12 protein-coding genes are annotated in these 12,984 nt (G+C 70.4%); 3 read left to right on the forward strand and 9 right to left on the reverse strand.

The features are described from left to right. Positions 1-3 precede the first annotated feature (3 nt). From BLV57_RS19890 to BLV57_RS19930, 9 genes are all read right to left on the reverse strand, one after another. Positions 4-423, reverse strand: coding sequence for a VOC family protein (locus BLV57_RS19890; protein WP_091290861.1), 420 nt, complete (start codon positions 421-423; stop codon positions 4-6). Positions 424-927: 504 nt separating this feature from the next. Further along, positions 928-2,904, reverse strand: coding sequence for a peptidoglycan D,D-transpeptidase FtsI family protein (locus BLV57_RS19895; RefSeq protein ID WP_091290863.1), 1,977 nt, complete (start codon positions 2,902-2,904; stop codon positions 928-930). After that, on the reverse strand, positions 2,904-3,590 hold the full coding sequence (gene ftsL, locus BLV57_RS19900) for a cell division protein FtsL (RefSeq protein ID WP_091290865.1): 687 nt from the start codon (positions 3,588-3,590) through the stop codon (positions 2,904-2,906). Before ftsL ends, BLV57_RS19895 begins: the two co-directional genes overlap by 1 nt. Continuing rightward, positions 3,587-4,543, reverse strand: a complete 957-nt coding sequence (gene rsmH / locus BLV57_RS19905; protein ID WP_091290866.1) for a 16S rRNA (cytosine(1402)-N(4))-methyltransferase RsmH — start codon at positions 4,541-4,543, stop codon at positions 3,587-3,589. The genes ftsL and rsmH overlap by 4 nt, the downstream gene beginning before the upstream one ends. A 199-nt stretch (positions 4,544-4,742) precedes the next feature. Further along, positions 4,743-5,174 (reverse strand): division/cell wall cluster transcriptional repressor MraZ, encoded by a 432-nt coding sequence (gene mraZ / locus BLV57_RS19910; RefSeq protein WP_091290869.1) that lies wholly within the window; start codon positions 5,172-5,174, stop codon positions 4,743-4,745. A gap of 468 nt (positions 5,175-5,642) precedes the next feature. Continuing rightward, positions 5,643-6,365 carry an ESX secretion-associated protein EspG gene (locus BLV57_RS19915; protein ID WP_091290872.1) on the reverse strand — a complete coding sequence of 241 codons (723 nt, stop codon included), beginning with the start codon at positions 6,363-6,365 and terminating at the stop codon, positions 5,643-5,645. Continuing rightward, on the reverse strand, positions 6,362-6,925 hold the full coding sequence (locus BLV57_RS19920) for a PPE domain-containing protein (RefSeq protein WP_091290875.1): 564 nt from the start codon (positions 6,923-6,925) through the stop codon (positions 6,362-6,364). Before BLV57_RS19920 ends, BLV57_RS19915 begins: the two co-directional genes overlap by 4 nt. A 10-nt stretch (positions 6,926-6,935) precedes the next feature. Next, positions 6,936-7,439 (reverse strand): DUF3558 domain-containing protein, encoded by a 504-nt coding sequence (locus tag BLV57_RS19925; protein WP_091291903.1) that lies wholly within the window; start codon positions 7,437-7,439, stop codon positions 6,936-6,938. Positions 7,440-7,455: 16 nt separating this feature from the next. Next, positions 7,456-7,797, reverse strand: coding sequence for a hypothetical protein (locus BLV57_RS19930; RefSeq protein ID WP_091291905.1), 342 nt, complete (start codon positions 7,795-7,797; stop codon positions 7,456-7,458). 253 nt (positions 7,798-8,050) lie between these two features. Between BLV57_RS19930 and BLV57_RS19935 the strand changes: the two genes are divergently transcribed. Genes BLV57_RS19935 through BLV57_RS19945 form a run of 3 tightly spaced genes read left to right on the forward strand, consistent with a single transcriptional unit; the run spans position 8,051 to position 12,952 of the window. Then, a complete protein-coding gene (locus tag BLV57_RS19935; protein WP_176968718.1) occupies positions 8,051-9,133 on the forward strand; it encodes an AAA family ATPase in 1,083 nt (360 codons plus the stop codon). 15 nt (positions 9,134-9,148) lie between these two features. Continuing rightward, positions 9,149-10,423 carry a DUF58 domain-containing protein gene (locus tag BLV57_RS19940; protein WP_091290877.1) on the forward strand — a complete coding sequence of 425 codons (1,275 nt, stop codon included), beginning with the start codon at positions 9,149-9,151 and terminating at the stop codon, positions 10,421-10,423. Beyond that, on the forward strand, positions 10,424-12,952 hold the full coding sequence (locus BLV57_RS19945) for a transglutaminase TgpA family protein (protein WP_091290879.1): 2,529 nt from the start codon (positions 10,424-10,426) through the stop codon (positions 12,950-12,952). Positions 12,953-12,984: the final 32 nt, after the last annotated feature.

Consider the following 12,984-nt stretch of genomic DNA (forward strand, 5'->3'; position numbering starts at 1 on the left):
CCGTCAGCCCACACAGAATTCATGGCCCTCGGGATCCTTCATCACCACGAATCGGAGCAGTTCCGTGGCGACCACGGAACCACCGGCGGCCACGAGTTCGGCGACCTTGGCCTGGATGACCGCCCACCGCTCGTCCGGCTCCCCCGGCCCGGCGACGCGGATGTCCATGTGCAGGCGCACCTTGCCCTGCTTGGGTTCCGGCACCCGCTGCAGGAACAGCGCGGGGCCTTCACCGTCCGGATCGTGCAGCCACGCCCCGTCGTTCTCGTCGTCGTCCGGCAGGCCGACGGCGTCGAGCCACTCCCGCCGCGTCTTGTAGGGCGCGGGCGGCGGGGCGTGTTCGTAGCCCAGCGCCAGATTCCAGAACTTCGCGAGTTCCACCGGATTCGCGCAGTCCAATGTCAGGTCGACACGGTGTGCCATCTCGCCCTCCCTAGGTCGATGTGGGAACGACGCTAGGCGAGGGGTACGACACTTTCCGTCGCCGCGGGATAAAGCCCGCTTTATCCCGCCTCTCAGCAGGCCCCGGTCGTGAGTGGTACGGCCGGTTCTAACCGGCGAAAACACTCACGACCCCTTTCGGCTGCTTCGTCCGCCAGGGGCGCGGTCCGGCGAGCGAGGGCCCCCTTCACTCGCCTCCGTGGGGTGAAGGCCTAATTCGACCGTATATACGGGTGAGGGCCACCCTCACCCACTCGGCTCGGGCGAGGGAGGCCCTGACCCACACCGAGTGTGGATGAAGGCTCCCCTCATACCTGGCCAGTGGACAAGCGGGTTGACTGTGGAGGTTTTGCGTCGTTGAACGACCCATTTCCCACTCAGTCAGGCTGCTTGACCAAGCCGATCAGGTCGTGAGTGATGGTGACGGTTAGAACCGTCGGCGACACTCACGACCCACCCGGGATAAAGCCCGCTTTATCCCGGGCGTCAGCCGACGACGAGCGGGACCACCGGGGCCGGGCCGTCGGACAGCGGCAGGTTGTAGCGCTGCGTCAGGTACGACGCGATGTCGTGGAACAGCGGCCCGGCCGAGTGCCCGACCGGCAGCGTCGTGTCCGGCGCGTCCAGCCGGATGCCGACCACGAACCGCGGGTGATCCGCGGGCAGTATCCCGGCGAAGGTGATGTTGTAGAGCTGGTTGCTGTACGCCTTCGTGCGCGGGTCGACCTGCTGCGCGGTGCCGGTCTTGCCGGAGACCTGGTAGCCGTCCAGCGCGGCCGTCGGGGCGGTGCCGCTGTTCTGGCCCTTGCCCTTCTGGGTCACCGCGCGCATCATGTCGCGCACCGTCTTCGCCGTCTGCGGGCTGACGACCTCGACCTGCTTCGCCGGGTTTTCCATGACACGGGTGCCGTCGGGGTTGACCTTCGCGCGGATGATGCGCGGCTCCACGCGGACGCCGTCGTTGGCGATCGTCTGGTAGAGCCCGGCCATCTGCACGACGGTCATCGAAAGGCCCTGGCCGATCGGCAGGTTGCCGAACGTGGTGCCCGACCACTGCGTGCGGTCCGGCACGAAACCGGCGCTCTCGCCCGGCAGGCCGATGCCGGTCTTCTGGCCCAGCCCGAACTTCTTGAGCAGATCTGCGTACCGCTCGGGGCCGAGCTGCTGGGCGAGCAGCAGCGTGCCGATGTTGGACGACTTCGCGAAGATGCCGGTGGTGGTGAACTGCTGGGTGCCGTGCGCCCACGCGTCGCGGACGGTCTTGTCGGCGACCTGCAGCGAACCCGGCACCGAGGTGACCGACTCCGGCGTCGCGATGCCCGCGTCGATCGCGCCGGTCGCGGTGATGATCTTGTTGACCGAACCAGGTTCGAACGGGTTGGACACCGCGGGGTTGCCCATCCGCTCGGTGGTGCGGGTGTCCTTGTCGTTGGGGTCGAAGGTGTTGTCGTTGGCCAGCGCGTAGACCTCGCCGGTCTTCGCGTCCATGATCACCGCGCTGCCGCCCTTGGCGTGCGACTCGGCGACATAGGCCGAAAGCTTGCTCTGCAGGTCGTACTGCAGGTCGGCGTCGATGGTCAGCTCCAGGCCGGCGCCGGGGATGGCGGGCTGCACATCGCGCTCGGTGCCGGGGATGACGACGCTGTCCTTGCCGTTCTGCGAGTCCGCGGTCATCCGGCCCGGTGTCCCGGCGAGTTCGTTGTCGCGCAGCAGTTCCAGCCCGGTCAGCCCGTGCACGTTGTGCTTCGACGGCGTCGGATCGTCGGAGCGCCAGTTGGCCAGTCCGACGATGTTGGCCGCGAGCGACCCGCCAGGGTACTCCCGCTTCGCCTGCGGCTCGGCCGCGATCGACGGGAACTTCTTGACGATGTCGAGCGCCGCCGACGGTTCGACGTCGGTGATGAGGTACGTGAACGCCTGGTCCTTGTGGAACTTGTCGAGCAGCTCGCGCTCGGTGATCCGCTGGTCCAGCTTCTCCGAGATGTACTTGGACGCCGCGGCGACCTCGGTCTCGAAGTTACGGCCCTTGGCGGGGTTCTTGGCCGCGTATTCGTCCCACGTCTTGCGCATCAGCTTCAGGTTCACCGACAGCGCGCGCGTTTCCACGCTGAACGCCAGCTTGACGCCGTTGCGGTCGGTGATGGCACCGCGCTGCGCCGGGATGGTGATCTCGGTCGAGCGCTGCTTCGCCGCGGCCTCGGCCAGCGTAGTGGCCTCGAAACCCTGTACCTGCACCAGTTTCAGCCCGGCGATGACCATCAGCACGACCAGCCCGATGCGCACCCCGGAGAACCGGCTGCGCGTGCCGCCGGTGCTCCGCTTGGCCGCGGCCTTGCGCGTGCCCGCGGTGTACGTCCGCCGCGCGGTGGCGCGCGGCGCGATGACACCCCGGCGTGCGGTCCCGCCGCGCACTCCCGCGGTGGCACGGCCTCTGGACGACGCGCGAGGCGTCGGCTTCCGCATTACTGTCCTCCGGCGTCCGGTTCCGCTGGCACGGCTGGCTGGTCACCCTCGATGGGCGCGTCCTGCTGGGTTCCCTCGGCAGGCGCGACCGGCGGGGCTGCTTGCTGGGTCGGCGTGGCGGCGCCGTGCACCTTCTTCGGCTGGCCGACCACGGTGGTCGTCCCGTCGGGCGCGACCACGATGCGCGCCGGGTCGCCGCCGGGCACCATGCCGAGCTTCTTGGCCTCCTCGGCCAGTTTCGACGCGGATTCCGCCTGGGTGACACCGCGCTGCAGCTGCTCGGCGAGCTCGACGTTGCGCGCGTTCTCGTTCTTCAGCTGCTCCAGCCGGTACGAGTCGGCGATCGCCTGCGTCGAGAGCCATAGCGTGGCCGCGACGCCCGCGACCAGCAGGCCCATCATCATCAGCACGAACGACGCGCGCGACTTGGGCAGCCGCAGGAGCTTCAGCTTGAGCTTGACCTTCGGCTTCGTGGGCTCCGCCTCGACCGGCTCGGCCTCGGCTTCACGTTGCAGCAGGTCGGCACGCTGCGCACGCCGGGCGTAGGCACGCTCGGCGGCGGTGGTCCGGCCACCGCGCGATCGGCGCGACGGCGGGGCGTCCTCGGTGGTCGTCGCGTCGGCCTCGGCGGCACGGGTGCGCTGGCGTGTCGACGACGAACGGCGGGTCTTCGCGGGGGCGGTCATCTGGCTGCCTCTCCGATCCGCTCAGCCGCGCGCAACCGCACGGAGGCGGCGCGCGGGTTGCGCTCGATTTCTCCTTCGTCGGCCTTTTCGGCCCCTCTGGTCAGCAGTTTCAATTCGGGCCCGTGTCCCGGCAGCTCCACCGGGAGCCCTTCAGGTGTCCGGGATTTCGCGAGCTCGGCGAGCGCCTGCTTGACCATCCTGTCCTCAAGGGACTGATAGCTCTCGATCACGACACGCCCGCCCATGGCGAGCGAGCCCAGCGCGGCGGGCAGCGCCCGGCGCAGCACCTCGAGCTCGCCGTTGACCTCGATCCGCAGCGCCTGGAAGGTGCGCTTCGCCGGGTGGCCACCGGTGCGCCTGCTCGCCGCGGGCACCGCGTCGTAGAGCAGCTCGACCAGCCGCCCGCTGTTCGTGAACGGCTCGCGTTCCCGTTCCGCCACAACGGATTTGACGATCCGCTGGGCGAAGCGCTCCTCGCCGTACTCGCGCAGGATCCGCATCAGCTCGCGGGGCTCGTAGGTGTTCAGCACGTCGGCGGCGGTGAACCCGGTGGTCGGGTCCATGCGCATGTCGAGCGGCGAGTCCTTGGCGTACGCGAAACCGCGCTCGGCCCGGTCGAGCTGCATCGACGAGACGCCGAGGTCGAACAGGATGCCGTCCACACGGGACAGTCCGAGGCTTTCGAGCGCCTCGGGCATGCGGTCGTAGACGGCGTGCACGAAGTCGACGCGGTCACCGTGCTTCGCGAGCCGCTCACCCGACTTCTCCAACGCGGCCGGGTCACGGTCGAGCGCGACCAGGCGCAGCTGGGGAAACGCGGTCAGCAGCGCGTCGGAATGGCCGCCGAGGCCGACGGTGGCGTCGACGAGCACGGCGGGGCGATCGGTGAACACCGGAGCGAAGAGCTCGACGATGCGGTCCAGCAGGACCGGAACATGTTCAGGTGTGGTCATAACGGAGCTCCCCCTCCTTTCAGGCCGTACCACGAAGCGCCTTGGTTACACGGATGCCGTCAGGTCCCTGTCCGCCCGCCGGGAACCTGGTGCCGGGGAAGGTGCACCAGGGCCTTGAGCGGACAGAGGCCTCACGGCATCCGTGTGGCAGGACGAACCCCCACCCCCCGACGGCGTGGGTGCGCCACCTGCCCGGCGGCTAAAAGACGCCCGGCAGAACTTCGTCTCTGGCCTTCGCGTAGCTGTCCTCGTGTTCGTCCAGGTAGCCCTGCCACGCTTGGGCGTCCCAGATCTCCAACCTGGTGATCGCTCCGATCACCACGCACTCCTTGTTGAGCCCCGCATAGCGCCGGAGCTCGGGCGCGATCGCGACGCGCCCCTGTCCATCAGGTCGCTGTTCGTCCGTACCCGCGAAGAGATAGCGCTGGTAGGCCCGAACCGCTTCGTTGGTGAACGGCGCTTCGGCGACCTTGCGTGCCATCTGCTCGAACTCGGCCCGTGGGAAGACGTAGAGACAGTGGTCCTGCCCCTTGGTGACCATCAGCCCACCGGCCAGTGCGTCGCGGAACTTCGCAGGCAGCGTGAGCCGCCCCTTGTCGTCCAGCTTCGGGGTGTGGGTGCCGAGGAACATCGGCCACCACCTCCCAGGGGCTTCCCTTCTGCCCCACTGCGCACCACCGTACCCCACTTTTCACCACAGTCAACGCGACAAACCCCGTCACCACTCTCTAGTGTCACGCGTTTTCGCAGGTCAGCACTGTGGGGCTGGGTGGGGGCTCGGTGGGGGACGGTGGCGAACATCCCCCATGCCGGGGGCAACGCAACCCTCAGTAGCCCCCGCGCGTCCGCGATCCCGGCCCCGAATCCACCCCCGCACCCCACCCGGTGGGCGAAAGTGGGGAACGTGGGGCACCCGCCCTACCCACCCCGTACGCGAACAGACGCCACCCGTACATGGATGGACGACACGCGTACCTGGATGGACGACACGCCGGAAGCAAGCACCGGCGCGTGTCGTCCATCTATGCACGCGCGTCGTCCATCTATGCACGCGTGTCGTCCGGCTGGGTACGCGTGTCGTCCATCCAGGTACGTGCCGCTAGTCGGTGGCGAGGAGGGCGGCGAGGCGGGAGGTGAGACGCGGGGCGTCGGCGGGGGCGACCGTGACCCAGTCGCCGCCGCGGCCGGGCGCGACCGAGCCGAAGTACGAGCCGGCGTCCGTGCTGAACCAGCTCACGCCGCCCGCGCGGCGCAGGCCGTCGCGGTCGCGGACCCGGACCGTGAACTGCCCGGCGCTGTAGACCGGCCGGGCCTGGATCGCGTGGACCTCGCGCATCTGCCGTTCATACGACCCCGAGCGCGTGCTCGAGGCGCCACTCAGCACGTCGGCGGGCAGGCTCACGCCATAGCCCGGACCGGGCTCAAGCTCGGGCAGGACGTCCACGATCGCCGAGAACAGGTCGGACTCGCGGATCTCGGACAGCCCGATCGTCCGGTCCGGCTGGGTCGCCAGCACCGCGTGCCTCCCCCGCGCCGCGGCGACCGCGCGGAACGGCGACTCGGCCGTCATGTCGGCCAAGGCCTCCGACTCGACGTAGACATCGGCCGAAGCCAGCACGGCCAGCCGGGATTCGAGCGCCTCGTCGAGCGCGCCCGCGTCGAACAGGCCGCGCTCGGCGAGGTTGTCGTACACGTCGCGGCGGATCTCCGCGCGCTCGGCCTCGGTCGCGCCGACGCTGTGCACCTCGAGCGGGCCGGGCGGGGCGCCGTGCCCGAGGTCGGCCCACAGCACGTCGAACGCCGAGGCCGAGACCCGGATCAAGACGTCCCCAGCGAGGGCGGCCTGTCGAACGAGGGCTGCCCGGCGAGCTGGCCGAGCGCGGAGTCGCGGGTGTTCATCACGTCGATGGCGCGGCGGCGCGCCGCTTCCGAGGCCGCCCGCCGCTCGGCCATCGCGTCGGCGAGACCGGCCATGGCCACGATGTCGCCGCTCGCGGCGGCCGTGCGGATCATCCCGGCCGGGTCGTAGTCCACCGGCGGCGGCATGTCGGCCCGCGCCCGCGCCGCCACCCCGGCCTGCTGGCCGACGGACTCCGCGACCGACGCCGAGACCGAGACCGCGTGGTCGAGCCAGGCGGTCGCCCTGGTCAGCGCGCCGCGCATGGCGTCGCCGCCCGCGCCCTGCCACTGCTCTTCACTGTGCGCCGAGAACGCGGCGAACGAGAGCCGTGACTCCGCGAGCCGCTCGGCCAGTTCACCCCATTGGCCGCCGATCTCCCCCGCCGCGGCCGGGTCGTTGCCGTCCGCGACCTCGGCCGCCATCGCCTGGTGGCTGTACCACTCGTACCGCGCGTTCGCGGCGGGCACCGACCGTTCGACCATCGCAGTGCTCCTAGGGGAGTTTCGGTTCGATCAGCTCCGCGACCGTCCCGGCGCGCTCGCAGGCGAGTCCGGTGTCGCTGAACGTGGTGTTGCTGACGTCGACCTGCACGGACGCGGAGTCCCCGACGCCGAGCAGCACGGCGCAGGTGCCGTCGCCTGCCTTGCGGTCGGCGGCTTCGAGCGCCTGGTGCGAGCCGACCTTCTTGCTCTTGGCCGTCTTCTTCGCGAGCTGGAGGTCGGCGAGGCCGTTGCGCCCGTCGAGGGTGATGGTGACGCCGAACTTCCCGGTCTCGGTCCAGTCGCAGGCCCGCGTCGGCCCGATCGGCTTCGCCTTGCCCAGCGAGGTCAGCCCCGCTTCGGACCGTTCGGACGGCGAGAGCAGCTCGCACGGGTTGAGCGGATCGAGCGGCGAGAGCAGCTCGACGCTCCCGGACGTGGTGATGGGAATGAGCGACGCGCCCGGCTCGGTCACGCGCGTGGCCGGGGAAGCGCCGCAGCCCGCCAAGAGCAGCACCAGCGGCAAGAGCCGTTTAACCGCCAATGCAGTCCACGCCCTCTTCGTCCTGGGCCTGGTACTTCTTCAGCGCCTTGGCGATCTGGTTCTTGAGCGTCTCGAGCTCGCGCCCGAAATCGGTGAGCGCCTCGACGGCCGAGCCGGTCTTCCCGATGCCGTAGTCGGCCATGAACCGGCCGATCTCGGCGGCGTAGCCTCCGCCGAGCGGGACGGAGCGGCCGAGCACCTTCGCCTGGCGGACCATCTCGCCGACGACGTCCTGCAGCTGGGCGATCTGCTTGTAAGCGTCCGCGGCCAGCTCCGGCGCCACCGCGAACGAGCCGATCCCCGGTTTGCCCTGCACACCTACCACGGTCATGTCGCTCATGTGCGGTTACGCCTCTCCGTAGTCGAGCGAACCCGTAGGGCAGCATACGACAGGACACAGCGCATCCGGGAGATCCCAGAATCGGGTGACATGGTCACCCACATGTACTAAACCCAGTGATAACTTACCGTGATCGCAGGGTTGTTCCACCTAGTTCGCCTGAGTTTGACACACTTCGTGGCAGGCTCATTGCTGCGCCGACAGCAAGCAAGACTTACAGAGCCACGCGGCACCAGGAGGTCGAGTGACGTCGAGAACACAGTCTGCGACTCCCCAGGGGGAGCAGACGACCGAGCAACCGCAGTACGAGGAGTACAGCGACGGCTCGGTGAGCGGCCAGAGCAACGGCAGCCTGCCCGTCGGCGGCAGAGCCTCGCTCGACGAGCTGCACGAGACGGCGCGCCGCATCGCAGCCAACGTGGAGAAGGTGCTGGTCGGCAAGCCCGACGTGATCCGGATCGCGCTGGTCACCCTGTTGGCTGAAGGCCACCTCCTGGTCGAGGACGTGCCGGGGGTCGGCAAGACCTCGCTGGCCAAGGCGCTGGCCCGGTCGATCGACTGCACGGTGAGCCGCATCCAGTTCACCCCCGACCTGCTCCCGAGCGACGTCACCGGTGTGTCCATCTACAACCGGCAGTCCGGCGAGTTCGAGTTCCGGCCCGGCCCGGTCTTCGCGAACATCGTCGTCGGCGACGAGATCAACCGCGCCTCGCCGAAGACGCAGTCCGCGCTGCTCGAGTGCATGGAAGAGCACCAGGTCACGGTCGACACCAGCACCTACCGCCTCGACGAGCCGTTCATGGTGATCGCCACCCAGAACCCGATCGAGATGGAAGGCACCTACGCGCTGCCGGAGGCGCAGCGCGACCGGTTCACCGCGCGGGTGTCCATCGGCTACCCGGACCTGCAGGCCGAGCTGTCGATGGTCGACGAGCACGCGGGCCACAACCCGCTGGCGGACCTGGAGCCGGTCTCCGACCGCGACACGGTCCAGCGGCTGATCGAGACCGTCCGCGGCGTCCACATGTCGCCGGAGGTGCGCCGGTACGCCGTCGAGCTGGCGGCCGCGACCAGGCAGATCCCGGAGATCCGCCTCGGCGCCTCCCCGCGAGCCACCCTGCAGCTGGTCCGCGCGGCCCGCGCGCAGGCGGCGCTGTCCGGCCGCGACTTCGTGGTCCCCGACGACCTGCACTCGGTCGCGGTCCCGGTGCTCGCGCACCGGCTGGTGCTGACCACCGAGGCGCACGCCGCCCGGCGGTCCGCCACCGACGTGGTGCGCTCCGTGCTGCACCGCGTTCCCGTGCCCCAGGGCGCCTCGCACCGCTGACACTGAAGAAGGAAGATGCTGCGCGCACTCTCCGGCCTGACCACGCGGGGCCGCTGCCTACTAGCCGCTGGCGTGGCCGCCGCGGCGTGCTCCGTGGTGCTGAACGAGCGTGACCTGCTCCGGGTGGCGATGTTCGTCGTCGCGCTGCCGCTGCTGGTGGCCGGCTTCATCGCGCTGACCCGGCTGAAGATCGGGGCGGCGCGCAAGCTGCTGCCGGAGCGGGTCTCGGTCGGCTCGGTCGGGGAAGTTCAGCTCGATTTGTGGCGGCACGGCAGGCTTCCGGCCGGCGAGGTGCTGCTCGAGGACGGCGTCCCGTACGCACTGGGCGCCCGGCCCCGGTTCGTGGTGGAGCGGCTCCCCCACGACCGGACGGTCGGCCTGCGCTACCCGATCCAGCCGGTGCTGCGCGGTATCCAGCAGGTCGGGCCGCTGCGCGCGACGATCACCGACCCGTTCGGGCTCTGCGAGTTCGAACGGGAACTGATCGCCCACTCGCGGCTGGTCGTGGTGCCGAAGGTGGTCGGGCTGTTCGGCCTGCCCAGCGGCGCCGGGATCGGCGCGGGCGACGACGGCAGCATCCGGCTGCACGCCGGCCAGGGCGAGCCGGACGTCATCGTGCGGCAGTACCGCACCGGTGACGACCTGCGGAAGGTGCACTGGCGCTCCACCGCGCGGCGCGACGAGATCATGGTCAGGGTCGAGGAGCGCCCGTGGCGCGGTGGCACCACGGTGCTGCTCGACCACCGCGCCGCCGCGCACCACGGCGCCGGTCCCGCCGCCAGCCTGGAGTGGGCGGTCTCGTTCGCCGCTTCGGTCTGCCTGCATCTGCGCCGCTCCGGGCACCGGGTCCGCCTGGTCACCGAGCACGGCCAGACGCTGGCGGACACACCAGGCGAGGGCGGCGAGCACTACGACAACATCGTGCTCGACGCGCTGGCCGCGCTGCAGCCCGCGCACCAGCGCGACATCACCCTCGGCGCGGATCCGGCCGAGGGCCAGGAGCTGATCGCCGTGCTCGGCACCGTCAGCAACGACTCCGTGCGCGAGCTGACCCAGTACCGCCCGCGCGGCATCCGCAGTCTCGCCGTGCTGCTCGACACCCCGACCTGGGGTGGTTCGCTCAACGCGCCTGGCCACCGGGCCACGGCCACCGAGGAGTCGATCGCGATCCTGGAGGCGGCGGGCTGGGGCGTGGTGGTCGCCGACCCGGTCACGCCGATGCAGCAGGTGTGGGCCGAGCTGTGCCAGACGGCCACCCGCCGCGGCACCCTGATCGGGGGATCGTTCTAGATGAGCACGGCTACCGAACTGCACACCCCGACCGAGCGGCCCGTGCCGCAGCCGACCGCGTGGAACAGCTCCGTGCTCGCGCCGGTCGCCGCCGGGGCCGCGACGCTCTGCGCGTCGACCTCGCTGACCGGGGTGATCACCGGCTGGGCCTGGCTCGGCTACATCTTCGTGGCGATCGTGCTGGTCGCCTGCACCGGCTTGGCGCTGCGGTCGCTGCGCGCGCCGACGGTCGTCGTCGGGCTCGCGCAGATGGTGGTGCTGGCGTTCCTGGTGACCGGCTCGTTCACCACCACCGGCATCCTCAAGATCATTCCCGGCCCGGCCGCGTTCGCCGAGCTGGGCGACGTCATCACCGCGGCGGCCGAGCAGATCCGCACCACGCTCCCGCCCGCCGACGCGAGCCCGCCGCTGCTGGCGCTGATCACCATGTCGATCGGGCTGGTCGCGGTGCTGATCGACACGCTCGCCGTCGCCGCGGCCGCGCCGGCCGCGACCGGCCTGGTGCTGCTCTGCGTCTACGCGGTCCCCGCGTCGCTGTCCGACGAAATGCTGCCGTGGTGGACGTTCCTGCTCGGCGCCGGCGCGTTCGCCGGGCTGCTCGCGATCGACGGCAACCACCGGCACCGCCGCTGGCGCAACCGCGACGCGCCGGGGCTCGGCAACTCACCCGGCACGATCGCGACCCCGGTCGCCGTGGTCAGCCTGGCGCTGGTGCTCGGCCTGATCGTCGGCACGGCGGTGACCGGCGTTGGCACGGTCGGCGCGCTGCCCGGCGGCACGGGCAACGGCAAGGGCGGCAACCGCACCGGCGGCTACGGCGTCAACCCGTTCACCCAGATGCGCGGCCTGCTCGACCAGGGCACGAACGCGGAGCTGTTCAAGGTGCGCGGGCTCGGCGGCGAGAAGCGCTTCCTGCGCGCGTTCACGCTCGACACCTACAAGCCCGACGGTGACGACGCGGGCTGGCGGCTGGGGAGCAAGCTGGACGGCAAGCTGCGTGCCGACATGCCGTCGCTGCCGCCCGCCATCGGCGACGACGGCAGCGGTAGCCCGGCGGCGATCGAGATCCAGCCGACCAACTGGGTCGACTACTGGCTCCCCATGGTCGGCCAGCCTCGCGCGATCCAGGGCATCACCGGCAAGGACGTCTTCTACGACCCGAAGATCGGCGCGGTGTTCGCCCTCACCCAGTCCAGCTCCGGCCCGTACACCGAGATCGCCTCGCTCAAGGAGCCGACGAAGGAGGACCTTCGCGACGCGGACTCGACGTCCACCCCGGTCGACGACACCTACACCAGCATCTCCGGGGTCAACCCCGAGGTGGGGAAGCTGGCGCGGCAGGTCACCGAGAACGCGACGAACAACTTCGACAAGGCCACCGCGCTCTGGCGGTTCTTCACCCCGTCGAACGGCTTCGTCTACGACACCAAGACCGCGCCCAAGTCCAGCCCCGACGGGCTGGCCGACTTCGTGCTGCGCGGCAAACGGGGCTTCTGCGAGCAGTTCGCCTCCGCCATGGCGGTCATGCTGCGCTCGCTGGGCATCCCGTCGCGGGTGGCGATCGGGTTCACCCCCGGTGAGGAGGTCGCCGACTACCGGGCGATCACCACGAAGGACGCGCACGCCTGGGTCGAGGTCTACTTCGGTGACAAGGGCTGGGTCAGCTTCGACCCGACCCCGCTCTCCGACAACCGCGGCTTCATCCCGTCCTATCTGCAGACCAACCCGAAGGGCACGGCCACCGCGACCGAGGACCCCGAGGAGAAGCCGAGCAAGGCCTCCAGCTCGGCGCCCGCGACCGGCGTCCCCACGACCACCAGCGGCACCGCTGCCAAGCCCACCGACGAGGAGCCGACCTGGCCCATCGTCGTGGCCGGGATACTGGGCCTGCTCGCGCTGCTGCTGACCGGCCTGGTGATCTTCTTCGCCGTCCGCCACCTGCGTTCCCTCGAAAAGGCGCCCTCCGGCCCGAAGCCACCGGACGACGCGCCGGACGACCCCGGCGCGAAACCCACGCTCGGCCCCCAGCTGACGACCTGGCTGCCGCTGGCGGCGGCCGGGTTGTGGGTCGCGGCGCTGGCGTTCCTCGCGGCGTGGCTCTCGGTGTGGTTCGCGGTGGTGCTGGTGCTGACCGTGGTGCTGGTCGGCGCGCCCGCCCTGATCCGCGACTTCGCCAGGCGACGGCGTCTCCAGGCCATCGCCGGCCACTCCCCTGCCGCGGCCGACGCGGCGTGGCAGGAGCTGATGGCCGAGTGCGCTGACCGTGGTCTCCCGATCCCGGAGAGTGACACCGTCCGCGTGGCCGGGCAGAAGCTCGCCCAGAAGCATCACCTCGACGACGAGGGCCGCGAAGGCTTGCGAACGGTCATCGGCGTGGTCGAGCGCTCCTGGTACAGCGAGGGCAGCCCGATGGACCCGCGGCTCGACCCGGCCTTCGACGGCCTGCGCCGCAGCCTGCGCCGCAACGCCCCGATGTCCTGGCGAGGCCGCTTGTTCCCGAAGAGCATCTTCCGGCGTAAGAAGCCTTAAGAAGCCTCTAGACAGCGAAGGCCCCTCGGAAC

Source organism: Amycolatopsis xylanica, from assembly GCF_900107045.1.
GTDB classification, from domain to species: Bacteria; Actinomycetota; Actinomycetes; order Mycobacteriales; family Pseudonocardiaceae; genus Amycolatopsis; species Amycolatopsis xylanica.

What these genes read in the sequence shown, in the direction of transcription:
- BLV57_RS19945 (WP_091290879.1), top strand. Translation starts at nt 10,424, where the DNA reads ATGAGCACGGCTACCGAACTGCACACCCCGACCGAGCGGCCCGTGCCG.
- BLV57_RS19895 (WP_091290863.1), bottom strand. Translation starts at nt 2,904, where the DNA reads ATGCGGAAGCCGACGCCTCGCGCGTCGTCCAGAGGCCGTGCCACCGCG.
- rsmH (WP_091290866.1), bottom strand. Translation starts at nt 4,543, where the DNA reads ATGACCACACCTGAACATGTTCCGGTCCTGCTGGACCGCATCGTCGAG.
- BLV57_RS19920 (WP_091290875.1), bottom strand. Translation starts at nt 6,925, where the DNA reads ATGGTCGAACGGTCGGTGCCCGCCGCGAACGCGCGGTACGAGTGGTAC.
- BLV57_RS19890 (WP_091290861.1), bottom strand. Translation starts at nt 423, where the DNA reads ATGGCACACCGTGTCGACCTGACATTGGACTGCGCGAATCCGGTGGAA.
- BLV57_RS19930 (WP_091291905.1), bottom strand. Translation starts at nt 7,797, where the DNA reads ATGACCGTGGTAGGTGTGCAGGGCAAACCGGGGATCGGCTCGTTCGCG.
- BLV57_RS19940 (WP_091290877.1), top strand. Translation starts at nt 9,149, where the DNA reads ATGCTGCGCGCACTCTCCGGCCTGACCACGCGGGGCCGCTGCCTACTA.
- ftsL (WP_091290865.1), bottom strand. Translation starts at nt 3,590, where the DNA reads ATGACCGCCCCCGCGAAGACCCGCCGTTCGTCGTCGACACGCCAGCGC.
- mraZ (WP_091290869.1), bottom strand. Translation starts at nt 5,174, where the DNA reads ATGTTCCTCGGCACCCACACCCCGAAGCTGGACGACAAGGGGCGGCTC.